Below are 26,330 nucleotides of genomic sequence, written 5' to 3'. Positions count from 1 at the left end.
CCGGCGGAGGAAACGGAAAAAACGCTTCCGTTTCTCCGATTCTGAGCCGGATCAGGCGACCCGACGTTCCATGATGCGGCGCGTTTGCGGGGCGGCGTCGGCACGGGTGCGGATCTGCGACAGCTGCTCGACGAGACCGGCGACCTCTGCCCTGAGACGGCGCGTCTCGTCCGAGGTGCGCTCAACCATGTCGCTGTTCTCATGGGTCAGCAGATCCATGTTACGGGTGGACTGGTTGACCTCGTTCAGGCCGATCGCCTGATCTTTGGCGGCGGCTGCGATATCCGAGACGAAGGTGTCGATGGCGTCGATGCGGGTGATGATGTCATTCAGCGCCTCGCCGGTGCCGGTGACGAGGCTGACGCCTTCCTTGACCTGGGTCGAGCTCTGGGAAATCAGCTGCTTGATTTCCTTGGCGGCATCGGCTGAGCGCTGGGCAAGCTGGCGGACCTCTTGCGCGACAACGGCAAAGCCCTTGCCGGCATCGCCAGCACGCGCGGCCTCGACGCCTGCATTGAGGGCCAGAAGGTTCGTCTGGAAGGCGATCTCGTCGATGACGCCGATGATCTTGGAGATCTCGGTAGAGGATTTTTCGATCGCGCCCATGGCGGAGACAGCCTGGGAGACGACGGTGCCCGAGGTCTTTGCCTGAAGCTGCGTGTCGCGCACCTCCTGAGAGGCGCGCTCGGCATTGGCGGCCGTCTGGCTGACACTGACGGAAAGCTGCTGAAGGGCGGTCGAGCTCTCCTGCACGCCGCTTGCCTGGCGCGTGGTGCGGCTGGCGAGTTCACCGGAGGCATGGGCGATCGCGTCCGTGCCGGTCAGGATGCCTTCCGAAGCGCGGCGGATCGCGGCAAAGGAGGTGTTCAGACGATCGACCGTTTCGTTGTAGTGGCCGGCCATTTCCTTGAAATTGTCAGGCAGGTCCGTCGTCATGCGGGCTTCGAAATCGCCCTGAGCCAGCGCTTCCAGACCGCGACGCAGATGCTCCATGGCAATCGCCTGGTCGGCGGCAAAGCGGGCGCGCTCTTCTTCGAGGGCCTGGCGCTTGCTTTCCAGCTCTTCGAGATAGACGGAAATCGAATAGTCCATATCGAGCATGGCAGCCTTCACGACTGCCCGAAGTTTCTCGCCCAGCGAAATCGCATGCTGCTTGCCAAAGGGGAAAGGCCAATGCTTGACGAGGACGCCAGAGAGGAGCTCGCCGACCAGCATCGAATAACCGCCGATATACCAGCGCGGCTCGAGACCGATGCGGGCATGGGCCTTGCCGACGGCGGTGACGCCCTTGACGTAGTTCTCGTCGAAATTGCCACCTGCGACCTTGTCCCAATGACCAATCTGGGCACTCTTTGCACCGTTCATATGGGCGCCGTCGCGGAAATGGCCGGCGATCTTTCCGGTCTTCGTCACCTTGGCGTAGAACTTATCGAGCGCACCACCCAGAACCTCCTTGATCGACGGGCGAAGCTCGGCCAGCGTGCTGCGCGTCTTCTGATCGATCTCGAGGAACTCCAGGCGTTCGGACAGGTCGTTCTGGGCTTTGATGCTCATGATGCGATGCGGACTCTCGGGTTGATTGGTATCAAGTAGAACTGTCACGGTTTGTTGAACAGATCCTAAACGCATGGCGACAAATCATGCCGCCATGCGTGGCCATGATCGGGTATCAACCCGCCATGCGGTAGGCGTTCTGGCTCGTACTTTGCGACCTGCTGCCAGAGGTCTTGAAGCCCTGCAGGGCGTGGACCAGGCGACCGGCTTCTTCGCGAAGAGTCGCCGTCTGGGCCGAACTTTCCTCGACCATGGCGGCATTGCGCTGGGTGATCTGATCCATCGAGGCCACCGAAGTGTTGACCTCCCGCAGGCCGCCGGACTGGTCGGCTGCGGCAAGCGCGATCTTGCCGACGATATCGTTGATCTCGCCGATGCGGACGATGATCTTGCCGAGCGCGTCGCCGGCATTGTTGACAAGGCCGACCCCGGCCTCGACCTGGGTGGAGCTCTGGGAGATCAGGTTCTTGATCTCGCGGGCAGCATTGGCGCAGCGCTGGGCGAGTTCGCGGACCTCCTGGGCGACGACAGCAAAACCACGGCCGGCTTCACCCGCACGGGCTGCCTCGACCCCGGCGTTGAGTGCCAGGAGGTTGGTCTGGAAGGCGATCTCGTCGATCACGCCGATGATCTTGGAAATCTCGTCGGACGACTTCTCGATCGCGCCCATGGCATCGACGGCGCGGGAGACGACTTCTTCGGAAACGCGCGCCTCGGTGAGGGCGACGCCGACGACCACCGAGGCTTCCTTTGCACCATCGGCCGTCAGCGTGACGTTCTGGGTGAGCTCATGCAGGGCTGCCGTGCTTTCCTCCAGACCCGCAGCCTGCTGTTCGGTGCGTTGGGCCAGATCGTCGGTGGCATCGGAGATGGCGGCCGTCGACTTGAAGATCTCGTCAGCCGAGTGACGCACGGTGACAATGGTCGCGCGGAGCGCTTCGACAGAGGCGTTGTAGTCGCTTGCCATCTGCACGAAATTGGCGGGCAAATCATCCGGCAGACGGGCATCGAGATCGCCGGCGGAAAGCTTGGCGAGCACTGCACGGAGAGCCGCAAGCGCAGTTGCCTGCTCCTGTTCGGCCTTGATCCGGGCATCCTCTGCCGCCTGGCGCTGTTCCGCGAGGATCGCGAGATAGACCGAGATGGAATAGTCCATATCGAGCAGGGCAGCCTTGACCACGACCGAGATTTCCTCGGCCAGGCGTTCCGACTTCTGCCGGCCAAATCGGCTTGGCCAGCGCTCGCGGGTGACGGCATGCACCAGCTGCTCCAGCACGAGCGCGTAGCCGCCGATATACCAGCGCGGCTCGAGACCGATGCGGGCATGAGCCTTGCCGACCTTGGTTACACCTTCGACGTAGCTTTCATTGTATTCGGCCGTTCCGACGATGCCCCAATGCTCTTCCTGGCGCTTCTTGGCGCTTTTCATGTGATCATCGTTGCGGAAGAAGGCAGCCGTCTCGGGGACCTTGCGGATCTTGTCGTAGAAGATTGCGAGCGCATCGCCGATGTTGTTGTGGATCAGAGGCCCCAGACGACGCAGGATTTCTCGGCCTCGGTCATCAAGCCCCAGAAAGCGCAGACGGTTTTTCAGATCGGAGTTCTCGTTTTGCGACACCATGACCGGCACTCACTTTCCTGGACTAAAAACATCAGCGAATGCTGATAAATATGATTGAGGAAATTCTAAAATGGTAAAAGTTGTGTTGCCTGCCGAGAGCACCTTTTAGCGTCCTGAGACGGGGGCCAGGCCGCGCGGACGAAAATCATTACTGTTTCCGGCATCGCTTTTGACGTTTGTCATCTTGCGATGCGGCGAAAGAAATATGACGGCTCAACCTGAGGGGGCCGCAGGCGGACGGCGTTCACTCTTTGATCTGTTCTCGGTGTCCGAATCAGCTATCATCGATCCATGACAATTCTGGACATTCCGGCGGTGACCATCGGCTCAGTCACTCTTTCACCCGCGTTCCTGCTTGGGCTTGCGGCAGCGGTTCTGCTGCTCCCGATCCTCACCGTCGTGATCGTGGCGCTGAGGGCGGCACGCGCGCGCGCCGAGATGCGGGAAGACGCTCTGCGGCGCGACGAGGCGGCGGAAGCAAGGCTCGCGGAACTCCTCAAGGCTCAGGCCGAGATGCAGGGACGGCTCGCTACCATGGCCGAAGTCTTCGGCAGCCGGCAGGCGGAGCTCAACCAGTCGATCAGCCAGAGGCTCGACGGCATGACTCACCGGCTGGGGACCACAATCACCGAGCAGACTAAGTCGACGCATGACAACCTGCGCACGCTGCAGGAACGGCTGGCGGTGATCGATGCGGCACAGAACAACATCCAGTCCCTGGCGAAGGATGTCGTCGGCCTTCAGGCGATCCTGTCCAACAAGCAGACGCGCGGCGCCTTCGGGCAATCGCGAATGGAAACGATCGTCGCCGACGGGTTGCCGATGGGCGCCTATGCGTTCCAGACGACGCTGTCGAATGGGTCGCGTCCCGACTGCACCATCCGGATGCCGAACAATTCGCCGCCGCTGGTGGTGGATGCAAAGTTCCCGCTCGAAGCCTGGAACGTGATCCGCGAGACGGAAAACCCCGAGCAGAAGAAGATGGCCTCCCAGCAGTTCAAGAGGGACATGGAGGTTCATATCCGCGACATCTCGGAGAAATACCTGATCGCAGGCGAGACCCAGGATATGGCCTTCCTGTTCGTGCCGTCGGAATCGATCTTCGCCGAGATCCATGAGAACTTTGAGGGCGTCGTGCAAAAGGCGCATCGGCAGAAGGTGGTGATCGTCTCGCCTTCGCTTCTGATGCTCTCCATCCAGGTGATCCAGGCCGTCCTGAAAGATCAGCGCATGCGCGAGCAGGCGCATCTGATCCAGGGCGAGGTGATCCGGCTGATGGAGGACTTGAGCCGCCTCGACGACCGCACGCGCAAACTGCAGAGCCATTTCATCGCGGCGCAGAAGGATGTCGAGATGATCATCACCTCCTCGGACAAGCTTGCCAAGCGCGGCGCCAAGATCGAAGCCATGGAGTTTGAGACGCCGGGCGGGCGCGAGGATGGCGAGGAGATCCCGTCGCGCGCGGTGGAGAGCCGGACCGGCATGCTCAAGCTCAGGGTTGTTGACGAGGACTAAGGCGCTGGTCCAAAAGAGCGAAGAACCCAGGGAGGCCTCTCGCTCATGATCACCGTCTTCGGCTCCATCAACATGGACCTCGTTGCCACCACGCCGCGCCTTCCGAAGCCAGGTGAGACGGTTCCGGGAACAGGCTTTGCGACGGCAGCCGGTGGCAAGGGCGCAAACCAGGCGCTGGCTGCGCGGCGCGCCGGTGCATCCGTACGCATGGTGGGCGCTGTGGGACGCGACGAGTTCGCCGCCCCTGCCCTCGACCTTCTCGACAAGGCGGGTACCGATCTTTCCAGCGTCGCGCGCGTGGATGGACCGACCGGGACGGCGCTCATTCTGGTGGGCGGCGACGGGGAAAACATGATCGCCGTTGTGCCGGGCGCCAATGGGACCATCAGCCCCGACCAAGCGGCTGAGGCGGTTTCGAGCAGCCAGCCGGGCGACATCCTGATGCTGCAGCTCGAAGTCCCGGCCGCATCCGTGAAGGCTGCACTGCAGGCAGCCAAGGCGCAGGGCGTGCGCACCGTGCTCAACACGGCGCCGCTGACTGCCGAGGCGGCCGAGCTCGCGACGCTCGCCGACATCGTCATCGCGAACGAGACGGAATTTGAACTGTTGGTGGGGCGCGAGGCGCTGACATCCGAAGAGCGCGAAGAGATGCTTCTTGAGATGCACAAGGACACCGAGCAGATCCTGATCATCACGCTCGGGGCCGGAGGTGTCGTGGCGGCTGAAGGCGGGAGCTTGCACCGGACCAAGGGGCTGAAGATCGAACCCGTCGATACCGTGGGTGCGGGCGACACGTTCTGCGGCTATCTGGCCGCGAGCCTCGACGCGGGACTTGAGCTTGGTGAAGCCCTTCGCCGCGCCGCCGTTGCCGGATCGCTGGCCTGCCTCAAGGCCGGCGCTCAGCCGTCGATCCCTGACGCTGGCGAGGTTGCCGCCGCTCTTTGACGCAAACCCGGGCACAAGTCTGATTTATTGCCCGTTAAGCAATGGAACATAGCATCTGGTGTGATTGGGGTGCGCGAAAGCGCGCCCGGCCACGCCATGAGGGTGTGGAACGAATGTCCCTGCGTCCTGATCCTCAGTATTCGAGGCTCCTATGTTCGCTTTTTTTACCCGTTCGATCGCAGCCAAGCTCCTCGTCGTGACCGGCATCGCCATCGGTCTGGTGCTCTTCCTTTCGAATCTGGTCCTGATTTCGCAGACCCGTGATCGGGTTCATTCCCTCACCATGGAACAGGCCGACGCCGAGGCAAAATCCATCGCCCGTGAAATCGCAGGCGATATCGGCGAACTGGCGAGTGCCGCACGCACCATGTCCGGCGTCATCGGCCGCGGCCACGAAGGCAAGTCCTTCGACCGGCAAGGCATCACCAACGTCCTCAAGGCCAATCTCGAACAGAACCCGTTTGCCTTCGGCAGCTGGATGGCGGAAGAACCGCGTGCGATCGACGGCCAGAAGGACGAGATCAAGGGTAAACTCGAACTTTCAGCCAATGACGATGGCGATTTCACGCCCTACTGGTCGAAGAACAAGAACGGCGAGATCCAGTTCTCCACCTTCCGCGCCGACTATGCGGCCGAATGGTATGCGCTGGCAGCCAAGAGCGGCAAGGGCGCCATTACCGCCCCCTATCTCGCCGAGGGCACCGACGTTCCGACGACGATGAGCTCGATCGCCTATCCGGTTGTCTCCGGCGGGAAGATGATCGGCGTCACCGGTGTCGACATCTCGCTTTTGTCTCTGTCTGAGAAGCTGAAGGCACTGAAGCCGTTCGAGACGGGCCGTGTTCTGCTCGTTGCACAGGGTGCTCAGTGGTTGGTAGCCCCGAAGGACGACCTGCTGATGAAGCCTTACGAGGTGGAAGGCACCGATGCCCTGAAGACCGCGCTTTCGAGCGGCAAGGGCAGCGTCGTGACCGATCTGTCCAACGAGGTTGGCGAAGGCTTCGACCGGCTGCTCTATCCCTTTGCCGTCCCCGGCGTGAACGCCACCTGGGCCGTTATCATCGATATCCCGCATGCGGCGATCAATGCGCCGGTCGAGGCGCAGACGATGATGATGATCGTCGGTGGCCTGATCGTGCTTGCCGCCGTGATGCTGGCACTGTTCCTTGCAGTGCGCTCCCTGGCACAGCGCCCACTCCATGGTCTCGTCGGAGACGTCGAGCGCATGACGAAGGGCGACTATGCAAGCGACGTCTCGAACCAGCATCGTGAGGACGAAATCGGCCTCGTCGCCAAGGCGCTTGACGGTTTCCGGCACAAACTGGCCGAGAGCCACACGCTGGCGGCAGAGGCCGACGCCCAGCGCAAATCGGCCGAAGGTGAACGCCGTCGCAACGAGGAAGAGCGCAATGCCTCAGCCTCCGTGCAGCAGCATGTGGTAACGGCGCTCGGTAGCGGACTTTCGCAGCTGTCGCAGGGCAATCTCACCTATCGCATCGCGGATGATTTCCCGGGCGAATACGGCGCGCTGAAGCGCGACTTCAATGATGCCGTGGCAAGCCTCGAACAGGCGATCGCCTCGGTGAACGGAAGCGTCGTCAACATCGCCGCCGGCACCAGCGAAATCTCGGAAAGTGCAGCCGATCTTTCCAAGCGCACCGAGCAGCAGGCAGCAAGCCTGGAGGAAACGGCGGCGGCACTCAACGAACTGACCGAGCAGGTCAATTCGAGCGCCGACAATGCCGGAACCGCTGCCAATACCGTTTCGGTTGCCGTGAAGGATGCCGAGAAGTCGGGAGAGGTCGTGCAAAAGGCGGTCGCCTCGATGCATGGCATCGAGCAGTCGTCGCAGGAGATCTCACGCATCATCGGGGTCATCGACGAGATCGCTTTCCAGACCAACCTTCTTGCCCTCAATGCCGGCGTAGAAGCGGCCCGCGCCGGGGAAGCCGGCAAGGGCTTTGCCGTCGTTGCACAGGAAGTGCGTGAGCTTGCCCAGCGTTCCGCCACGGCTGCGAAGGAGATCAAGGCGCTGATCAACGCCTCGGCAGCCCAGGTCAAGGACGGGGTGGAACTCGTCGGCGAAGCAGGGCAGACGCTGGAGAAGATCTCCCAGCAGGTCATGCAGATCAACGGTCTGATCCGGCAGATCTCGGCATCAGCCAGCGAGCAGGCATCCGGCCTCAAGGAGGTCAATGCAGCCGTCAACCAGATGGACCAGGTAACGCAGCAGAACGCAGCGATGGTGGAAGAGACGACGGCAGCCAGCATGGCGCTGCGCAGCGAATCCGACACGCTACGTGGGCTCGTCGCCAAGTTCCAGGTGAACGGTGCCTCCGCGCCAGGATCGGCACTGCGGGCGGCCGCAGCAACCATGCGGACGGCTGCGGCCCAACCGAGCGCAAGCCTCAAGGCGCCTTCCTACAGCCCGGCACCACGCAAGGTGGCGGCAGCAGGCGGCGCGTCCGCCAGCGCTGACAATTGGGAAGAGTTCTAAGCTTGTGAAGCTTGAAAAAAGAAAAGGGGCGCTGCCTATGCAGCGCCCTTTTTTCGTTCCGCTCAGATCCGGGCGAAACGCTCGATCAGGAGATCGAAGAAGCCGTCGGCATCGACGTTGCGCATGACGGTGGCGTTCGGCGTGCGACCGGAGACGCCCCACCAATCGACGACGGTCATGCCGACCGTCAGCTCCGACTGCAGTTCGATCTCGACATTGCAATGACGACCGCTGAACAGCTCCGGCTTCAGGAGATAGGCGACAACTGTCGGATCATGCAGCGGACCGCCGTCGGAGCCGTATTTCTCTTCATCGAAGCGCTCGAAGAATTCGAGCCATTCCACCATGGTTTTCGCGGGCTTCGTGCCGATAGCGGCCATGCGGGCGACGCGGGCCTTGGTGGTCATCAACTGATGCGTGACATCGAGCGGCATCATGGTGACCGGGATGCCCGATGCGAAGACGGCTGCGGCAGCATGGGGATCGACATAGATGTTGAATTCGGCAGCCGGGGTGATGTTTCCACCCTCGAAGAAGCCGCCGCCCATCATCACCAGTTCCTTGACGCGCGGAGCAATATCGGGGGCCTTTTGCAGGGCAAGGCCGATATTGGTGAGCGGGCCGAGGGTGCAGAGCGTCACGGTGCCGGCGGGCTCGTTGCGCAGGGTCTCGATGATGAAATCAACCGCGTGCTGGCCCTCGACCTTCATTGTCGGTTCGGGAAGGACAGCGCCGTCTAGGCCGGTCTTGCCGTGCACGTGTTCGGCCGTCACCAGCGGGCGCACCATGGGGCGATCCGCGCCCTCGAAGATGCGCCGACCGGTTTCGCCGCAGAGTTCGCAGACGATGCGCGCGTTGCGGCTCGTGTAGGAGAGAGGCACATTGCCGGCCACTGTCGTGATGCCGAGAAGGTAAAGTTCATCGGGGCTTGCAAAGGCGAGCATAAGGGCGGCGGCATCGTCCTGACCGGGGTCGGTGTCAATGATGATCTTGCGGGGTTCTGTCATGGGGCATCCTAAAGTCTGAGGCCATGAGGCTTGGAACGCGAGTTCACGTTTGTCAAGCAAGAGAGCGCTTGTCGGGTGCCGTGGGATTTCCCATATTCCTGATGACTGAGGGACAGCCCATGGCGGGCCGCACAAGGGACTGCAATGACGCGCACCAGACTACCGACCGAAGCCTTTCTCATCACATTCGATACCGGAGACGGCAGTGCGCTCAGGCGGCCTCGGGGCAGCGATGGCTATCCGCCCTATGATATCGAACGCCTGCCCCCGCAGAAGGGGGTGGAACGGCTGCGCGTGACGCTGGCCGTCGCGGGTTTCGATGAAAACGAGCTGGATGTCAGCGTCGAGGCAAACCAGTTGGTCATCCGCGGCAAGCAAGCCGAACGGGAAGAGGCAAACTATCTGTTTCGCGGCATTGCCTCGCGCCAGTTCCAACGGGTCTTTGCAATCGAGGACGGCATGGAAGTGATGGGGGCCTCGCTCAGAAACGGGCTGCTCGCAATCGAGATCATCCGGCACGATCCCGTGCATCTGGTAAGGAAAATTAACATCTCCACCGCAGAATGAGACTTGCGGCAATGTTCGGCCGCCTCTCCCTCATTCGCGGAGGATCGGAATGTTACTGAAAGAAGCCTCGTCCCGCCTGACCAAATCAGAGCTTGCGCATCTCGGTGCCGGCGAAGTGGGCTATATCCGGAAAATGAAGTCGGACGAAGTGTCCCGCTGCTTCCCGGAAGCACCGGAAATAGATCCGACGCTGGACCTCTGGGCACTGTTTGCCGCCGATGGCACACCGATTCTCCTTACGGACAATCGCTCCAGCACCTTCTTCAAGGCAGCGGAAGACGACCTGAAGACCGTATCGCTGCACTGAATAGTGCAGCAGACCCCTCGCCGCCGAAGACGGTGGCGAATCAGCGCTTGCGGAATGTCAGATAGGCCGAGGAGCGGCCTTCACGACGGGCCTTGGCCTCGTAGCGCGTACCCGGCCAGCCGTCATAGGGCGTGAGCCAGTCGGCCGCATTGCGGGCCGTCCATTCGAAACCACCATGATCGCGGCAGTGCTGCAGCGTCCAGTTGACATAGGTGTCGATGTCGGAGGCGAAGCAGAAGATGCCTTCCGGCTTCAGGACCTTGTGGAAGCGGTCGAGATTGACCTGCGAGACAAAGCGGCGCTTCCAGTGGCGCTTTTTCGGCCAGGGATCGGCATAGAGAAGATCGATCTGGTCAATCTGGCCTTCCGGCAACCAATCAAGCAATTGCGTCGCGTCGTCATCATAGACGCGAATGTTCTGCAATCCCTCGGCCTCGACGACCGCGAGCAGCTTTGCCATAGAATTGATGAAGGGTTCGACGCCGATGAAGCCGGTGGTCGGATTGGTGCGGGCGCGGTGAACGAGATGCTCCCCGCCCCCAAAGCCGATTTCGAGACGGATCTTGTCGACAGGCAGAGGAAACAGCGACTTGAGGTCGGCCGGCACCGGTGATGCCAGGTCGACCTTCAGCTCCGGCAGGATGGTTTCCATCCGCCCGACCTGCTGGTCGCGCAATGGCTTTCCCTTGCGTCGACCGAAGAAGGCTTCGGTCGACCTCGTCCTGCGTTCCTGTTCCGTCATTCAGATCAAGCCTTGATCGCATCCTTGAGCGGCTTGACCAGGTCCAGCTTCTCCCAGGAGAAGGAACCGTCGCGGCCAGCCTTGCGGCCGAAATGGCCGTAGGCCGACGTCTTAGCATAGATCGGCTTGTTCAGGTCAAGATGGCGGCGGATGCCCGATGGGGACAAGTCCATGACCTTGCGGATGCCGGCTTCGACCTCGTCCTCGGTCACCTTGCCGGTGCCATGCAGGTCGACATAGATCGACAGCGGCTGGGCAATGCCAATGGCGTAGGAGATCTGGATCGTGCAACGGTCTGCGAGACCGGCGGCAACGACGTTCTTGGCGAGGTAACGGGCTGCATAGGCTGCCGAACGGTCGACCTTGGTCGTGTCCTTGCCAGAGAAGGCGCCGCCGCCGTGGGGTGCTGCACCGCCATAGGTGTCGACGATGATCTTGCGGCCGGTAAGGCCGGCGTCACCATCCGGACCGCCGATGACGAACTTGCCGGTCGGGTTGATGTACCAGGCGCAATCGTCGGCGATCTTCAGTTCGCCCAGGGCTTCGCGGATATAGGGCTCGACGACCTGGCGAACCTTCTTGGAATCCCAGGTCTCGTCGAGATGCTGGGTGGACAGAACGATCGAGGTGGCTTCAGCCGGCTTGCCGTCGACGTAACGGACTGTGACTTGGCTCTTGGCGTCCGGGCCAAGCTTGCCGACGTCGCCTTCCCCCTTCTTGCGGGCGGTCGACAGCGTCTGCAGGATCTTGTGCGAATAGTAGATCGGTGCCGGCATGAGGTCCGGCGTTTCTTTGCAGGCGTAACCGAACATGATGCCCTGGTCGCCAGCGCCTTCGCTGTTGGTGCTATCAGCAGCCTTGTCGACGCCCTGAGCAATGTGGGCGGACTGGAAGTGCAGGAGCACGTCGATTTTGGCCGTCTTCCAGTGGAAGCCGTCCTGCTCGTAGCCGATGTCACGGATCGCCTTGCGGGCTGCGGACTTGAACTTGGCCGGGTTGATGACCTCGTTGCCGTTCTTGTCGGTCTTCATCAGGCTCGGCGGAAGACGAACTTCACCGGCGATGACAACGCGGTTGGTTGTGGCGAGGGTTTCGCAGGCGATGCGCACGGTCCAGGGATCCACCCCGGTCTTGGCCGCTTCACGATAAACGAGATCGACGATTTCGTCGGAAATTCGGTCACAAACCTTGTCCGGGTGACCTTCGGAAACGGATTCGCTGGTGAAGAGGTAGTTTGCGCGCATCGGGATTCCCCTCAAAGTATGGATTTCGGCATCGTTACCCAGTTCAAGCGACGATGACAAGGACACAACCACATAAATATATCTTTATGTGAGTAAACATTTCCTTCCATGCGCATAAAAAAAGCGGCCCTGCGGCCGCTCTCTTTGTCAGGGATAATTCAGCTCACTCGCTGTCGGCTTCGGCCGCCAATGCCTTGACGAGATCGACGATCTTGCGGCGAACCTTGGCGTCGCCAATCTTGACGAAAGCGCGATTGAGCTGGAGCCCTTCCGAGGAGGACAGGAAGTCGACCACGTAGTTGGAGCTCGATGCTTCTGCCATGCCGGTCGCGTTGGACGGCTGGTCGCCAGGCGCATCCTCGAAGAAGAAGGAAACCGGTACAGTCAGAATGTTGGAGATGTTCTGAAGGCGGCTCGCGCCGACGCGGTTGGTACCCTTTTCGTATTTCTGGATCTGCTGGAAGGTGATCCCGAGGCTTTCACCAAGCTTTTCCTGGCTCATGCCAAGCATCGTACGACGAAGGCGAATCCGGCTCCCGACGTGGATGTCAATCGGGTTCGGCTTCTTCTTGTTCTCGATCATTAATGTCGTCCTGACAAATTGTTGGCGTTGCGACCCTAACCCGATGCCCGCCTAACGATAACGAGACGTTGTGCTCGCCGTAGATGATCTTTCAGCATACTTGCAGATTACCGGTCTAAGCCACTATGCAATTTTAGGGGTTTTTGGTCAATTCGTGCGCCTAATAAAACCCAGACTAGAAAAGGCGGCTATCAAAGTCATCGCGCCGACGACCAACCAAAGGTTTAAAGCGTGATTATAGCCGGCTCGAATTGGAACAGAATTGACACTGAGAGTTGCATCAACAGCTCCAACGGTGTTCAAAGAAAGTCCCTGAACGATACGCCCGAGCGGATCGATAACTGCCGAAATACCGTTGTTCGCCACCCGAATCAGCGGCACGCCTGATTCAACGGCCCTGAGCCGGGACTGCAGGAAGTGCTGGTAAGGGCCAGGCGTCGCCCCGAACCAGGCGTCGTTCGTGACGTTCAAAATGGCACTCGCACCGGCGAGATCCGATGCAACCTCACCCGGAAAAATCGCCTCATAGCAGATCAGCGGATAGAACCCGATGCCGGAGGGAAGCTTCAAGGGCGTGCGGCTCGAGGCTGCGGTGAAGCCACCCGGAAGGCTGATCAGTTCCTCGATGCCAAACTGTCGGAGCAGGTCTTCGAAGGGGACATATTCGCCGAACGGCGTCAGGTGAACCTTGTCGCTCGCGCCAAGGATCTGCCCCTTGTCATCGATCATGTAGACCGAATTGTAATAGAGCGGCGGCTGACCTGCACCTCGCTCCTCGGCACGGACCGCTCCCGTGAGCAGGATCTGGCCATCCTGCAGAACATCGCCGATGCGCACCAGAGCATCCGGGTTCTCGGTCAGGATGAAGGGCACGGAGGTTTCCGGCCAGACGATCACGTCCGGCCGCTTGCTGCCCTCTTCCGGCGCTGCGGCAGTCAGCGCCAGATGTTTCTCGAAGATGCCGATGCGATCGGTGTTTTCCATCTTCTGCGACTGGTCGATCGACGGCTGGACAAGACGGACAGTGACGGTCGTGTCCCCTTCCTTGGGCGGGTCGACGTAGAGGCGGAAAGCGCCGTAGCCGAGATGAGCGAATAGAAGCGTGCCGGCCAGCAGCAGACCGGGCCAGGCACCCCGGCGCGTGCCAAGCAGCGCCGGGCTTGCGAAGACAAACACAGCCAGCGGCGTGATGGCGAGAATGCCAAGCACATGGCTCGACTGCATCATCAAAGGCACGGGCATTGCGGCATAACCGATGGCATTCCAGGGAAAGCCGGTTGCAACAAAGCTGCGAAGCCATTCCAGCAGGCCGAACGCTGCGGCAAGTGCTGCAATCCGCCCCATGCCGTCGGACCAAACAAGGCGGGCGAGCAAGGTCGCAAAGCCGTAGAAGATGGCAAGGACCGCCGGCAGACCGAGAACCGCGAGCGGGATCGCCCAGGCGAATTCCTCTGCCTCCAAGAGAAGGGCATTGCCGAGCCACCAGAGGCCGCAGACAAAATAGCCCAGGCCGAAGAGCCAGCCGATCCAGAAGGAAGACGAGAACCCTGCGCGCCCGGTCTCCGCATTGCCTGTCGCGCCGTCGAGGAGCCAAACAAGCAGCGTGAACGACACGAACATCGCCGCGAAGATGTTGAATGGCGGAAGCGCCAGCGCCCCGATTGCTCCTGCGAGAATGGCGAGGCCTGCTCGCCTCACGCCCCACAACAGCAGGATCCTCGCTGCCAAAGCCTGCATATCCACCCCTTATGACCGCGAATCAACCGCGGGCAGTCTCCCAAAAAACGGGAGCCGTGTCGCGGTCTTCGCTTGGGTGGAGCCCGACCGTCAGATTGACGGTCGGTCGGTGCTTTCCAGCGGGGTCTCGACGCTCTCGGCGACCGGTTCTTTCGATGGCTCTGAGGACTTCACCCCTGCCTTGGTGGCACGAGGCTTAGCCGGTGCCTTGGCCCGGGCCTTGGGTGCGGTCTCTCCCTGCGCGGGAGCGTCCACCTTGGTCGCCTTCGCATCGACGTCGCCGTCGGCGCGGGTATCGACTTCACCCTTTGTCGTCGAGCGGCGACGCGCGCCGGCGCGTTTGCGGGCAACCCGAACGCGCTTGATGCGGCGAGGATCGGCATCGAGGATGTGGAACTCGAAGCCTGCAAGCGCCTGGACAACTTCGCCACGGGCCGGGATGCGGCCGAGCGCGGAGAAGATCAGGCCGCCCAGCGTGTCGACGTCTTCAAGGCGATCCTTGATATCAAAATCCGGGCCAATCGCTTCGGCAATCTCTTCGAGCTCGACGCGAGCGTCAGCGACGATCACGTCGTCGGAGACGCGGCTGAACATGACTTCTTCATCGTCGTGTTCATCATCGATATCGCCGATGACCATTTCGACGATGTCCTCGTGGCTGACGAGACCATCGGTACCGCCATACTCGTCGATGACCAGAGCCATCTGCGTACGGGCGGCCTGCATGCGGGTCATCAGGTCAGAGGCGAGCATCGAAGGGGGCACGAAAAGGATGGACCTGATAATGCCGGCTTCGGCAACCGTCTTGCTGAGGTCGATCCGGGCGAGATCGAAGTCCATCTTGGGCTTCGCCGGCGACTTCTCGACCTTTTCCGTCTTCTCGGCACCATTTGGGGCTGCCGTGGACTTTGCGACCCGCTTACGGCTGCGGGCCTGCTTGGTGACGTAAGACAGGAGGTCGCGGATGTGGACCATGCCGCGCGGGTCATCCAGCGTCTCGGCATATACCGGCATACGCGAGCGGCCGGAGACATCGAAGATGGTCATGAGTTCACCAATGGTGACGCTCTGGTCGACCGCCTCGATATCGACGCGCGGGACCATGATGTCCTCGACGCGTACTTCCCGGAAGCGCAGGATGTTGTGAAGCATCGCCCGCTCTTCGGGCGTGAAGGCCTCGCCCAAGCTCGCATCAGCTTTCAGCGCGACGGTTAAGTCCTCGCGCAGGCTGGTGGAGGAGGAAGGCTTCAGAATACGGCCCAGGCGGGCCCAGAAGGAAGGGTGTTGTCGGGCCGAGCTTTCCGCTCGGGAAGGACTACTGCCCTCTTCGGAAGACGCTCCCTCGTTACCCTCTTTGGCCTCGGGGGCCGTTCTCGTCGCAAAATCGGTCATTGTTCCAAACTATCAGATCGGGTCTTGTCCCGCATAGGGGTCAGATAGGCCAAGTTCCGCCAGAATGCGAGTCTCCAGCGATTCCATTTTCTCTGCATCGTCAATTTCGATGTGATCATAGCCGAAGAGATGCAGGAATCCGTGGACCATCAAATGCGTCAGATGATCCTCGAAACTCTTGTCGAGTTCGACTGCCTCGCGCTCGACGGTCTCTCGCGCGATGATGATATCACCCAGCATCGGACCGGGCATCTTGCCCGGCGTCACCGGGAAGGCGGGGAAGGACAGGACATTGGTCGGCTTGTCCTTGTTGCGCCATTCGGCATTGATCTCGCGGATCATGTCGTCATCACCGAAGACGAGCGAGACCTCCGTCGGCTGCTTCGGGAAGGGCTGGCTTTCCTTGGCCGCCATATAGGTTTCGGCCGTGCCGAGCACGCGAAGGGCCAAAGCCTCCAGCGCGGTCTCGTCTGCCCAACCGTCTGCCTCGACGGCGATCTGTATGTCCAACTGGCTCATCGTTTGATCGCAGTGCGGGCTTAGTGCTCGCTCTGCTCGCTCTCGTCCTGTACCTTGTACTTGGCGTCATAGGCCTGCACGATGCGGCCAACAAGCGGGTGGCGCACCACATCCGTATCCTTGAAGCGCACGACCGACACGCCTTCCACGCCCTTAAGCACCTGCAAGGCCTCGACGAGGCCGGAGGTTACACCGCGCGGCAAGTCGACCTGGCTTGGGTCGCCGGTGATGATCATGCGGCCGTTTTCGCCAAGACGGGTGAGGAACATTTTCATCTGCATCGATGTGGTGTTCTGTGCCTCATCGAGGATGATGGCGGCATTCGCGAGCGTGCGACCGCGCATGAAGGCGAGCGGTGCGATTTCGATGACGCCGGCGGTGATCGCACGTTCGACCTTGTCGCCGGGGATCATGTCGTAGAGCGCGTCATAGAGCGGGCGGAGATACGGATCGACCTTTTCCTTCATGTCGCCGGGCAGGAAGCCCAGGCGCTCACCGGCTTCAACGGCCGGACGGGTCAGGACGATGCGGTCGACAATACCGCGTTCCAGCAACTGTGCCGCATGGGCAACAGCGAGATAGGTCTTGCCGGTACCGGCCGGGCCGACACCGAACACCATTTCCGACCGTTCCAGCGCGCGGATATAGGCGTCCTGAGTGGGCGTGCGGGCAGCGATCGTCTTCTTGCGGGTGGAGATCTGCGCCATCGAGAGCTTGGCCTTGCGTTCCAGCGTCGGCAGCGTGAGCTGGTCGTCGGCGGCAACTGCCATGCGGATTGCACCTTCGACATCGGAGGCTTCGACCGAGCCACCGCTCTGCAGACGGGCATAGAGGAAATCGAGCGCACGGCGGGCCTGGTTGGTGGCCTGGAGTTCGCCTGTGATGGCAACGGAATTGCCGCGGGCACGGGCCTCGATCTGAAGGCGTTGCTCAAGCAATTTCAGATGCTGGTCGAACTGGCCGAAAAGCTCGCTCGCAAGCCTGTTATTCTCGAACGTCAAGATGAAGTGATTGGCGTCGGTCGCAGGGTTGCGGACATTGCGCGAGGGTGAAGAAACCACTTCTGTTGCGTTCAAGCGATCAGGCTCCTGTTGCGATCAGGTTCAGGCCCTCACTCTAACCCTCTGCCACCTCGGCAAACAAGCTGTTTGGGCCGGCTGCGGTGATTCGTACCTGTATAATGTCACCGATTTGCGATGACATTGCATCAACATTCACAGACTGCAGCCAAGGCGAGCGTCCAATCAGCTGTCCCGGCATGCGGCCCGGCTTCTCCAGGAGCAGATCCATGGTCTTGCCAACCATCGACTGCATGAAGGCCTGCTGCTGTTCCAGCAACAGCGCCTGGAGCCGTGCCAGGCGTTCGGTCTTCACATCCTCGGCCACGTGATCGGGCAGATCGGCACCGGGTGTTCCGGGACGTGTCGAATACTTAAACGAATAAGCCTGCGCGTAGTTCACTTCGCGCACGAGGGCCATCGTGTCTTCGAAATCCTGATCCGTCTCGCCGGGGAACCCGACAATGAAATCGCCTGAAAGAGCGATATCGGGACGGACGGAGCGAATGCGCTCGATGAGGGCGACATATTCGGACGCCTTGTGGCGGCGGTTCATCGCCTTGAGTATCCGGTCGGAGCCAGCCTGCACCGGCAAATGCAGATAGGGCATCAGCATCCGCAGGTCGCGATGGGCCTCGATCAGGCGATCGTCCATGTCGCGCGGGTGGCTGGTGGTGTAGCGCAGGCGCGCGAGGCCCGGGATTTCCGCGAGCTTGTAGAGGAGGTCGCCGAGGCCGATCGCCCTGCCCTTCTCGTCTTCGCCATGCCAGGCATTGACGTTTTGGCCGAGCAGGGTGAGTTCGCGCACGCCAGAATCCACAAGACGGCGGGCTTCCGTTAGCAACCGTGTGAGCGGGCGGGAGACCTCGGAGCCACGGGTGTAAGGCACCACGCAGAAGGTGCAAAACTTGTCGCAGCCTTCCTGAACGGTGAGGAAGGCGGTGACCGAGCGCGGCTTGCCGATGACCTTTGTCGGATCCGGCAGGTGTTCGAACTTGTCTTCGAGCGCGTATTCGGTATCGACCACGCGCTCACCGGTGCGGGCCTTGTGGAGGGCCTGCGGCAAGCGATGATAGGTCTGCGGACCGATGACGACGTCGACGGCAGGCTCGCGGCGGGAGATCTCCTCGCCTTCGGCCTGGGCGACGCAACCGGCGACGCCGATCATGAATTCCTTGCCTTCAGCGGCGCGGGCCTTCTTATGCTCGCGCAGACGGCCCAGCGCCGAATAGACCTTTTCGGCAGCCTTTTCGCGGATGTGACAGGTGTTGAGCAGGACGAGATCGGCCTCTTCCATGACCTCGGTCGGGGCATAACCATCTGCCGCCAGGGCATCGGCCATGCGGCCGCTGTCATAGACGTTCATCTGGCAGCCATAGGTCTTGATGAAGACCTTGCGCGTGTTAGCGCCCGGCGCCGGGGTATCTGAGAGGCTCGCGGTTTCCTGGGTCATGGCGCGCTATTTAGTGGTTTTCGGCCCGCGATTAAACTGAAAAATTGCCGGAGCCTTCTAGCGTCGATGGCGCCCGCGCAGATGGGCGAGCAGCATGGCGCGCAACTGTTCCTCTGTGCGGGTGGCGAGCGCCTTGCGGCTGTCGCCCTTTTTGAACTCCACCGTCTCGCCGAAGGTGACATCGACATCAAGCGCGCCGGCGCGCAACACGCCGATCAGGTGCTCCACGAGGCCGACATCGCCGGGCCAGCCAGCGATCGGGCGGTGGTAGCGGCCCATGGGCATACCCTGGACGCGGGTATAGGCGATGGCGACCGGCTGGACATGCACGACACCATCCTCCTCGTTCGGCAAGGCAGCGGCAGCGGCGCCGAACAGCGAAGACTTGATGCCGAGAATGCGGTTGCCGTCTGATGTCGTGCCTTCCGGGAAGAGCACAACGATTTCGCCATCGGCCATGCGGGCGGCAATCTCGTTGACCTGCTCGCCAGTGCGGCGTTTTTCTTCGCGCACCACGAAGATCGTCTTCTGCAGCTTGGCAAGGAAACCGAAGACCGGCCAGGAGGCGACTTCGGTCTTGGCAATGAAGGCGACGTCGGCCAGCGAGCCGAGGACGAGGATGTCCTTCCACGAGGCGTGGTTGGCGGCAATCATCAGGGGGCGGTTCGTTTCGAGCGCGCCGTGGACATGGACGCGGATGCCGAGAAACCAGAGCGCCATGCGATGCCAGTAGCGCGGCAGGCGGCGACGGAGTGGCCAATCGAACCTCAGGGCCAGTAGCTGAACGGGAATCATCAGGCCGGAGACGACCAGTAGCACCAGGAGGAAAAAGCCGACCCTCAGCCAGTTGATCACGCGGGCCTCACAGGCGTGGCGGACATTGGCTCACTTCTCGTCTTTCGACAGCGGGATGCCATAGAGCTCAAGGCGATGGCCGACGAGGCGGAAGCCGTGTTCGCGGGCGATGCGCTCCTGGAGCGCTTCGATTTCCGGCGAATGGAATTCGACCACGGTGCCGGTCTTCAGGTCGATCAGGTGATCGTGGTGCTCTTCCGGGACGGTCTCGTAGCGCGAGCGTCCGTCGCGGAAATCGTGACGCTCGATGATGCCAGCATCTTCGAAGAGCTTGACGGTGCGGTAGACGGTCGAGATCGAGATCTTGGCGTCGATCTTGGAGGAACGACGATAGAGCTCCTCGACATCGGGATGATCGTCAGAGTCTTCGAGGATGCGAGCGATGACGCGCCGCTGCTCGGTCATGCGCATGCCCCGTTCGGCGCACAGCGTTTCCAGCGATTTCAGGGCGTCATTCATAGGCTCATATCCGCAGATGGTCGGTTCGTCCAACGGACCGGTTAGCGAAGATCGCGACGCATGACAAGCGCGGAGGACCGGCGGCCATTTTCATCGGTGTAATAGGCCGGACGCTCGCCGGCCTTTTCGAAGCCGAGCTTGCGGTAGAGGCCAAGGGCTGCGTGGTTGCCATCATCGACCTCAAGAAACATGGATTCGCCACCCCTGCCCTTTGCCTCGCGCAGGGCCGCCTGCATGAGGCGCCAGCCGAGACCGAAGCGGGCGACCTTCTCACCGACAGCAATCGTCAGGATCTCGGCCTCGCCGGCCACTTCGCGGGACAGCACGAAACCCGCAAGCGGTGCCTTGAAGATCAGCGTGTTGGTCTGCCAAGCGGCAAAGCCGAAGCTGTTGGGCTGGAGCAGAAGGCTGAGGAACTCACCATCGCCCCAGGCGCGCGGGAAGCGCTGGCCATGCAGTTCGGCGACTGCACGGCAATGCTCCGAGGTCATGGGGACGATTTCGAATTCGGGCTGGCGGTAGAACAGGCTGTCGCGCATGTCAGGCTCTCGATACGGCAAACCCGGTCTGCGGTTTCGCATCCGGTCCGCGCAGATAAAGCGGCTTCGGCTTGCCCTGAGCTTTCGCTGTTGCTGAAATGCGGGCGACGATCTCGATGGGATAGTGATCGGGACCGGTTTCGGCATTCCGGTCTGCGGCGAGGGCCGAGGCGGAGCCAACGAGCACGGTGCCCGGGACAGCGGCGCGGGCAAGATAGTCGTCCAGATCGAGCAGCAGCGGCTCACCAACGGGAACGCCAGCCTCGAAGCCCTGGGCATAGACTTCGTCGCGATGGGCGTTGATGCCGGCGAGAACCGTTTTCTCGGATTCGCATGCAGTCTGCGCCAACACTTCCAGTGTCGAAACGCCAACGCATTCCACGCCGAGTGCAAGAGCCAGGCCACGGGCCGCGGCGACGCCGACGCGGATGCCGGTGAAAGAGCCGGGGCCGACGGTTACGCCGATGCGGCCGATATCTGTGAGCGAGAGGTTGGCCTCGACCAGCGCCTCGTCAATCATCGCCATCAGGCGTTCGGCATGGCCGCGACCGATGGTTTCGCTGACGCGGCCAAGCAGTTTGCCACTGTCGGAATCAAAAACGGCGGCTGCGCAGTCCACACCCGCCGTGTCGATCGCAAGAACGATCATGTCGTCTCCAGTCCGGTCCAATCAGACCGCTTCGACTTCCTGCACTTCCGGAACGAAGTGGCGCAGCAGGTTCTGGACGCCATGCTTCAGGGTTGCCGTCGAGGACGGGCAGCCGGCGCAGGAGCCCTTCATGTTGAGGAACACCTTGCCGTCCTTGAAGCCGCGGAAGGTGATGTCGCCGCCATCCTGGGCAACGGCCGGGCGCACGCGGGTTTCGAGCAGTTCCTTGATGGTGGCCACGATCGTTTCGTCGCCGGCCTCGAAGAATTCTTCGTCACCATCGACCTGCGCCGAGGTAGAGGCCGAGCCCATGACCGGGGCACCGCTCATGAAGTGTTCCATGATCGTGCCGAGGATAGCCGGCTTCAGATGCTGCCATTCCGGGCCGTCCTTGGAGACGGTGACGAAATCGTAGCCGAAGAAGACGCCGGTGACGCCTGGGATCGCAAAGATGCGGGCGGCAAGCGGCGAAGCGCTGGCGCTTGCTTCGTCGCGGAATTCGGCGGTGCCGGTTTCCATGACCACCTTGCCGGGGAGGAACTTCAGGGTCGCCGGGTTCGGCGTGGCTTCGGTCTGGATGAACATTTAGGCCTCCGGGCGGCGAAGACGCCGCTAAAGATTAGAATGTTTCAAAAATAGACCCTGCGGGTCGCATCTTCAAGACACGATCGACAGGATGTTGAAATTAGCAGAGCGCGTCGATTTCCTCGTTGGTCAACGTGTCCGGCAGGACTGTGACCGGGATCGGGAAAGCGGCACCACGGCCGGCGATCATCGAAACGAGCGGTCCCGGCCCTTCCTTGGTGGAGCCAGCGGCCAGAACCAGGATGGCGATGTCGCGGTCTTCGTCGATCAGGCCGTTGATCTCAGCGAAGGAACTTCCCTCGCGAATGACGATCTCGGGCTCGATGCCGATCGTGTCACGCACCGTCTGGGCGGCCTTGGCCATGATGGCTTCCGCCTCTTCGCGTGCCTCGGCGCGCATGATCTCCTCGACGCCCAGCCATTGCTGGAAGTCGCCTTCCGGGATCACGTAGATCAGCACCAGTCCGCCGTTGGAATTCTTGGCGCGACGACCGGCATAGTGGACCGCGCGCGAGCATTCCGGGGTGTTGTCGATCACCGCCATGAACTTGCGGCGGTGACCTTCAAGACGTGACAGACGCGTTGAAACCATTGAGAACCCCGCCGCCGGACAGATATCATGTGGCGAAAGCGGGCTCCGGGCGGACCCGCCTGCCTGCCGACCTTATCGCACGAATCCGATGATGTCGCGGACTTCGTTCATGGTCTTTTCGGCGCGGGTGCGGGCACGCTCGCCGCCGTCCCGAAGGACCGCATCGATGTGACCGGGGTCTTCCATGAGGCGGCGCATCTCGGCATTGATCGGGGCCAGAACCTCGACCGCGAGATCGATCAGCGCCGGCTTGAAGACCGAGAACTGCTGGCCGCCAAACTCGGAAAGCACATCGGCCTTCGACTTGTCGGCAAGGGCTGCAAAGATGCCGACGAGGTTGTCGGCTTCCGGGCGGCCCTTGAGGCCATCGACTTCGCTCGGCAAGGCATCCGGGTCGGTCTTCGCCTTGCGGATCTTCTTCGAGATCGCGTCCTGGTCGTCCATCAGGTTGATGCGCGACAGATCCGACGGATCCGACTTCGACATCTTCTTGGTACCGTCCTTGAGACTCATGACGCGCGGGGCCGGACCATCGATCAACGGCTCGACCATCGGGAAATAGGCATGCACCGGCTCTTCGCCGACCTTGATGTCGATACCGAGGCCCGTCGGGCGGATCTTGTCGTTGAAGTCCATGTTGAACTTCATGGCGATGTCGCGGGCAAGCTCAAGATGCTGCTTCTGGTCTTCGCCAACCGGCACATGGGTGGCGCGGTAGACGAGGATGTCGGCGGCCATAAGGCTCGGATAGGCGTAGAGACCGAGCGAGGCCTGCTCGCGATCCTTGCCGGCCTTGTCCTTGAACTGGGTCATCCGGTTCATCCAGCCGATGCGGGCCACGCAGTTGAAGATCCAGGCGAGTTCCGCATGCTGCGGGACCTGGGACTGGTTGAAGACGATGTGCTTCTTCGGGTCGATGCCGGCGGCGAGGAAGGCGGCCGTGATCGAGCGGATCTGGGTCGCCATGTCCTCGTGGACAAGCTGAGCCGTCAGCGCGTGCAAGTCGACGACGCAGTAGATGCAATCGTTGTTTTCCTGGAGTGCGACGAACTTTCTGATCGCACCGAGATAATTGCCGAGATGGAGGTTGCCGGTGGGCTGAACGCCGGAGAATACCAGCGGCTTGAACTCAGTCATTTTTGTCCTCAACAGGCTGGTGGAGGGCCCGATCATCTGATCGCGTCGGTCAGGGCTTATGCACGGCGGGAGGGGCGCAATCAAGCGCTCACTTTTGCGTCCGAGGCTTCGCCCGCTCGATCAGATCCCAAAGGTTTCCGTAGAGATCGGCAAAGACGGCGACAGTGCCATAGGGCTCGTAGCGTGGCTCCTCCTGGAAGATGACGCCGGCTTCCGTGAAACGGCGGTGGTCGCGGGCGAAATCATCGGTTTCGAGGAAGAAGCCGACGCGACCGCCGGTCTGGTTGCCGATGGCCGCGCGCTGGGTCTCGTCCGAGGCCTCGGCGAGCAGAAGCGATGCGCCTTCGCCACCCCTCGGGCGGACCACCAGCCAGCGCTTGCCATCAGGCATTGCGGTGTCTTCCACGCACTCGAAGCCGAGGCCATCGCAATAGAAGCCCTTCGCCCGATCATAGGTGTCGACCACCAGGCTGACAAGAAAGAGACTGTTTCGGCTCATGAAATCGCACTTTCGGTTCGATGTGTGACGAAGTCGTTCCCGATGTCACGCATAGGGAAATTTCCTCCCAGAATCGAGGGGTTTAGGGAATGAATTCGCGACGCACCGGAGCAGTGATTCGCGATCTTGCGACACCTCAAAAAGCAGAAATGAGCAAAGCGCACCAAATTTGACACATTTGCGGGAATAAAAAACCGCCACAAGCGATCTGGATCGCTCAAAACAACAATCCCATTCCAGAAGGTCACTCATGCGCACTTTGTTTCGCGTCGCGCTCGGCTGCGTTCTTTCGGTCTGTCTCCTCTCCCCCGTGGAGGCCGTCGAGAAGAAGAAGCAACACTTTTTCATGAAGCACGACACAGCTGTCGCCTACACGCTGCAGCGCGTCAGCGTCAAAGCCAACTGCTTTCCCGACGAACTCAAGGGCATCCTTGCCCATATCGCCAAGAAGACCGGCAAGAAGCCGGTCGTGACCTCCGGCCATCGCCCGCGTTCGGGCCGTTCCCAGCATAGCCACTGTTTTGCAGCCGATATTCGCGTCCCCGGCGTATCCGAAAAGAAGATTGTCGCAGCGGCTCGCACAGCGCCGGGTATTGGCGGCATCGGCCGCTATTGCAACGGCATCGTGCATGTCGACATCGGACCGAAGCGGACCTGGACCTACTGCTGATCTGGATCGGTTGAGGTCGTCGCGGCCTCGTCGGCTGTCTTCTTCCTGCGCTTCAGGCTGCGGCGGATGATGCCAATATCGGCGCCACCGATCAGGAAAGCGATGCCGAAATAGACCGGCATGGCGATCACGACCAGACCGCCGAGCGCCAGCACCTGGTCGAAGAGCGGGCTTGAAGGCGCAAGCCAGGCGGACCAGCGGTCGGAGAGATAAACGAGCAGGCTGGCCATGATCGCAGACGCGATCATCAGGCGAGCCGTGCGGGTCACGAGCGACCATTCGAATACGAGATGGCCGCGCCAGAGCAGGACTGAGAATAGAAGAATTGTGTTGGTCCAGCCGGCAGCAGCTTCGGCGATCGCGATGCCACTTTCCTCGAACATCGGGAAAAGCGTGATGGCCAGACCCGTGTTGAGTGCGACCGAGACCATGGTGAAGCGCATGGGGGTCTTGGTGTCTTCGCGGGCATAGTAACCCGGCTGCAGGGCCTTGATCAGCACGAAGCCGGGCAGACCGATGCCGTAGATGGCGAGGATCGAGGCGACGACGGCGGTGTTCTGCTCGGAAAAGGCGCCGCGCTCGTAGAGCACGCGAATAATCTCGTCTGAGAGTACCCAGATGGCGGCAGCGGCAGGCAGCGTGAGGAACAGGACGAACTCGATCGACCGGTTCTGCAGCGTGCCAGCCTCCTTCATGTGCCCGCCCTTCAGGGCTCGGGCCAGTTCCGGCAGGAGCACGACGCCGACCGCGACACCGACCACGCCGAGGGGCAGCTGATAGATGCGATCGGCATATTGAAGAGCCGCAATCGCGCCTTCCTTGGTCGAGGCGATGGCCTGGCCGATCAGCTGGTTGATCTGGGTGATACCGCCGGTGACGGCAGCGGGGACAGCAAGCACCAGCAGACGCTTCACATTGGGCGTGAAGCGCGGCCGCTTGAAGCCGATGCGGATGCCGGCAAGGCGCACACCGATGTAGACGACGGCCATCTGCAAGAGGCCTGCCCCCAGCACGGACCAGGACAAGGCCCAGGCGGTGGCAGCGGGATCAGCCCCGGTCCATAGCGCCCAGCCGAGGGCACCGATCATCAGCACATTGAGGAAGACGGGGGCAATGGCGGCTGCGAAGAAGTGGTGCAGCGAATTCAGCATGCCGCTCAGCATGGCCGTCAGCGACATGCACATGAGATAGGGGAACATGACGATCGCCAGGCGGACCGTCAGGTTGAACTTTTCCGGGTCGTCGGCAAAGCCCGGCGCAATGATCCACTGCACCAGCAGCGGCATGGAAAGCTGCATGCCGATGGTCAGGATCAACAGGACCGAGAAGAGGACCCCGAAGACTTCCTCGGAAAACCGCTTTGCCCCATCGATGCCGTTTGCCTCGATCTCCTTGGCAAAGAGCGGCACAAAGGCCGCGTTGAAGGCGCCTTCGGCAAAGAGACGCCGGAAGAGGTTGGGAAATCGGAAGGCGGCGTAGAAGACGTCTGCGACCGGGCCGGTGCCCAGCGCTGCGGCCATCAGGGTTTCGCGTGCGAAGCCGAAGATGCGGCTGCCGAGCGTCGCCCCACCGACGGTCATGAATTTCTTGACGAGGCTCATTCC

The 26,330-nt window shown here is 61.5% G+C and carries 26 protein-coding genes; 6 read left to right on the top strand and 20 right to left on the bottom strand.

Annotated features, from left to right (window positions below; genetic code table 11):
- Positions 1–51: 51 nt before the first annotated feature.
- The gene (locus C0V73_RS15055; protein WP_172450183.1) at positions 52–1,554 is read right to left on the bottom strand and encodes a globin-coupled sensor protein; all 1,503 of its coding nucleotides are present in this window, start codon (positions 1,552–1,554) and stop codon (positions 52–54) included.
- A gap of 115 nt (positions 1,555–1,669) precedes the next feature.
- Complete coding sequence (locus C0V73_RS15050; RefSeq protein ID WP_102020793.1) at positions 1,670–3,175, bottom strand: globin-coupled sensor protein; 1,506 nt, start codon at positions 3,173–3,175, stop codon at positions 1,670–1,672.
- 291 nt (positions 3,176–3,466) lie between these two features.
- On the opposite strand from C0V73_RS15050, the gene C0V73_RS15045 reads away from it, so the two are divergent.
- The 3 genes from C0V73_RS15045 to C0V73_RS15035 all read left to right on the top strand — a co-directional run bounded on the left by C0V73_RS15045 (position 3,467) and on the right by C0V73_RS15035 (position 8,132).
- A complete protein-coding gene (locus C0V73_RS15045; RefSeq protein ID WP_102020792.1) occupies positions 3,467–4,690 on the top strand; it encodes a DNA recombination protein RmuC in 1,224 nt (407 codons plus the stop codon).
- A gap of 45 nt (positions 4,691–4,735) precedes the next feature.
- Entirely contained in the window at positions 4,736–5,635 is a 900-nt protein-coding gene (locus C0V73_RS15040; protein ID WP_102020791.1) for a ribokinase, read from the top strand.
- A 151-nt stretch (positions 5,636–5,786) separates the two neighbouring features.
- Entirely contained in the window at positions 5,787–8,132 is a 2,346-nt protein-coding gene (locus C0V73_RS15035; RefSeq protein WP_102020790.1) for a methyl-accepting chemotaxis protein, read from the top strand.
- Positions 8,133–8,194: 62 nt separating this feature from the next.
- Here the strand turns inward: C0V73_RS15035 and C0V73_RS15030 are convergent, their stop codons facing one another.
- Positions 8,195–9,139 (bottom strand): nucleoside hydrolase, encoded by a 945-nt coding sequence (locus C0V73_RS15030; protein ID WP_102020789.1) that lies wholly within the window; start codon positions 9,137–9,139, stop codon positions 8,195–8,197.
- A gap of 144 nt (positions 9,140–9,283) precedes the next feature.
- Between C0V73_RS15030 and C0V73_RS15025 the strand changes: the two genes are divergently transcribed.
- Together C0V73_RS15025 and C0V73_RS15020 are read left to right on the top strand one after the other, a co-directional pair.
- On the top strand, positions 9,284–9,706 hold the full coding sequence (locus C0V73_RS15025) for an Hsp20 family protein (RefSeq protein WP_102020788.1): 423 nt from the start codon (positions 9,284–9,286) through the stop codon (positions 9,704–9,706).
- Between the two features lie 49 nt (positions 9,707–9,755).
- On the top strand, positions 9,756–10,013 hold the full coding sequence (locus C0V73_RS15020; protein ID WP_102020787.1) for a DUF1150 family protein: 258 nt from the start codon (positions 9,756–9,758) through the stop codon (positions 10,011–10,013).
- A gap of 40 nt (positions 10,014–10,053) precedes the next feature.
- Here the strand turns inward: C0V73_RS15020 and trmB are convergent, their stop codons facing one another.
- The 16 genes from trmB to C0V73_RS14940 form a co-directional block, all read right to left on the bottom strand.
- Complete coding sequence (trmB, locus tag C0V73_RS15015; RefSeq protein WP_102020786.1) at positions 10,054–10,755, bottom strand: tRNA (guanosine(46)-N7)-methyltransferase TrmB; 702 nt, start codon at positions 10,753–10,755, stop codon at positions 10,054–10,056.
- Between the two features lie 5 nt (positions 10,756–10,760).
- Positions 10,761–11,999, bottom strand: a complete 1,239-nt coding sequence (metK, locus tag C0V73_RS15010) for a methionine adenosyltransferase (RefSeq protein WP_102020785.1) — start codon at positions 11,997–11,999, stop codon at positions 10,761–10,763.
- A gap of 163 nt (positions 12,000–12,162) precedes the next feature.
- Entirely contained in the window at positions 12,163–12,582 is a 420-nt protein-coding gene (locus C0V73_RS15005) for a helix-turn-helix domain-containing protein (protein ID WP_102020784.1), read from the bottom strand.
- A gap of 147 nt (positions 12,583–12,729) precedes the next feature.
- Positions 12,730–14,319 (bottom strand): apolipoprotein N-acyltransferase, encoded by a 1,590-nt coding sequence (gene lnt / locus C0V73_RS15000; protein ID WP_102020783.1) that lies wholly within the window; start codon positions 14,317–14,319, stop codon positions 12,730–12,732.
- A 90-nt stretch (positions 14,320–14,409) separates the two neighbouring features.
- Complete coding sequence (locus C0V73_RS14995; RefSeq protein WP_245407978.1) at positions 14,410–15,711, bottom strand: hemolysin family protein; 1,302 nt, start codon at positions 15,709–15,711, stop codon at positions 14,410–14,412.
- Positions 15,712–15,723: 12 nt separating this feature from the next.
- A complete protein-coding gene (gene ybeY, locus C0V73_RS14990; protein ID WP_102020782.1) occupies positions 15,724–16,230 on the bottom strand; it encodes an rRNA maturation RNase YbeY in 507 nt (168 codons plus the stop codon).
- 20 nt (positions 16,231–16,250) lie between these two features.
- Positions 16,251–17,306 (bottom strand): PhoH family protein, encoded by a 1,056-nt coding sequence (locus tag C0V73_RS14985; RefSeq protein WP_102020781.1) that lies wholly within the window; start codon positions 17,304–17,306, stop codon positions 16,251–16,253.
- A 40-nt stretch (positions 17,307–17,346) separates the two neighbouring features.
- Positions 17,347–18,741 carry a tRNA (N6-isopentenyl adenosine(37)-C2)-methylthiotransferase MiaB gene (gene miaB, locus C0V73_RS14980; protein ID WP_102020780.1) on the bottom strand — a complete coding sequence of 465 codons (1,395 nt, stop codon included), beginning with the start codon at positions 18,739–18,741 and terminating at the stop codon, positions 17,347–17,349.
- Positions 18,742–18,798: 57 nt separating this feature from the next.
- Positions 18,799–19,593, bottom strand: coding sequence for a lysophospholipid acyltransferase family protein (locus tag C0V73_RS14975; protein ID WP_172450190.1), 795 nt, complete (start codon positions 19,591–19,593; stop codon positions 18,799–18,801).
- 33 nt (positions 19,594–19,626) lie between these two features.
- The gene (locus C0V73_RS14970; RefSeq protein ID WP_102020778.1) at positions 19,627–20,055 is read right to left on the bottom strand and encodes a Fur family transcriptional regulator; all 429 of its coding nucleotides are present in this window, start codon (positions 20,053–20,055) and stop codon (positions 19,627–19,629) included.
- Between the two features lie 41 nt (positions 20,056–20,096).
- Positions 20,097–20,594 carry an N-acetyltransferase gene (locus C0V73_RS14965; RefSeq protein WP_102020777.1) on the bottom strand — a complete coding sequence of 166 codons (498 nt, stop codon included), beginning with the start codon at positions 20,592–20,594 and terminating at the stop codon, positions 20,097–20,099.
- Between the two features lies 1 nt (position 20,595).
- Complete coding sequence (gene tsaB, locus C0V73_RS14960) at positions 20,596–21,243, bottom strand: tRNA (adenosine(37)-N6)-threonylcarbamoyltransferase complex dimerization subunit type 1 TsaB (protein WP_102020776.1); 648 nt, start codon at positions 21,241–21,243, stop codon at positions 20,596–20,598.
- 21 nt (positions 21,244–21,264) lie between these two features.
- A complete protein-coding gene (locus tag C0V73_RS14955; protein ID WP_102020775.1) occupies positions 21,265–21,828 on the bottom strand; it encodes a NifU family protein in 564 nt (187 codons plus the stop codon).
- A gap of 100 nt (positions 21,829–21,928) precedes the next feature.
- Positions 21,929–22,420: a universal stress protein gene (locus C0V73_RS14950; RefSeq protein ID WP_102020774.1), complete on the bottom strand. Its 492-nt coding sequence runs from the start codon at positions 22,418–22,420 to the stop codon at positions 21,929–21,931.
- Positions 22,421–22,492: 72 nt separating this feature from the next.
- On the bottom strand, positions 22,493–23,557 hold the full coding sequence (trpS, locus tag C0V73_RS14945) for a tryptophan--tRNA ligase (RefSeq protein WP_102020773.1): 1,065 nt from the start codon (positions 23,555–23,557) through the stop codon (positions 22,493–22,495).
- A gap of 88 nt (positions 23,558–23,645) precedes the next feature.
- Entirely contained in the window at positions 23,646–24,056 is a 411-nt protein-coding gene (locus tag C0V73_RS14940; protein ID WP_102020772.1) for a VOC family protein, read from the bottom strand.
- Between the two features lie 250 nt (positions 24,057–24,306).
- Between C0V73_RS14940 and C0V73_RS14935 the strand changes: the two genes are divergently transcribed.
- A complete protein-coding gene (locus tag C0V73_RS14935) occupies positions 24,307–24,726 on the top strand; it encodes a DUF882 domain-containing protein (protein WP_102020771.1) in 420 nt (139 codons plus the stop codon).
- Here the strand turns inward: C0V73_RS14935 and murJ are convergent.
- Entirely contained in the window at positions 24,717–26,327 is a 1,611-nt protein-coding gene (murJ, locus tag C0V73_RS14930; protein ID WP_102020770.1) for a murein biosynthesis integral membrane protein MurJ, read from the bottom strand. The genes C0V73_RS14935 and murJ overlap by 10 nt on opposite strands.
- Positions 26,328–26,330: the final 3 nt, after the last annotated feature.

Origin of the sequence: Rhizobium sp. TH135 (assembly GCF_002855515.1) — a bacterium.
Taxonomy (GTDB): Bacteria; Pseudomonadota; Alphaproteobacteria; order Rhizobiales; family Rhizobiaceae; genus Allorhizobium.
Note: the sequence above shows the minus strand (reverse complement) of the source record. Positions and strands in the feature narration are given on the sequence as shown.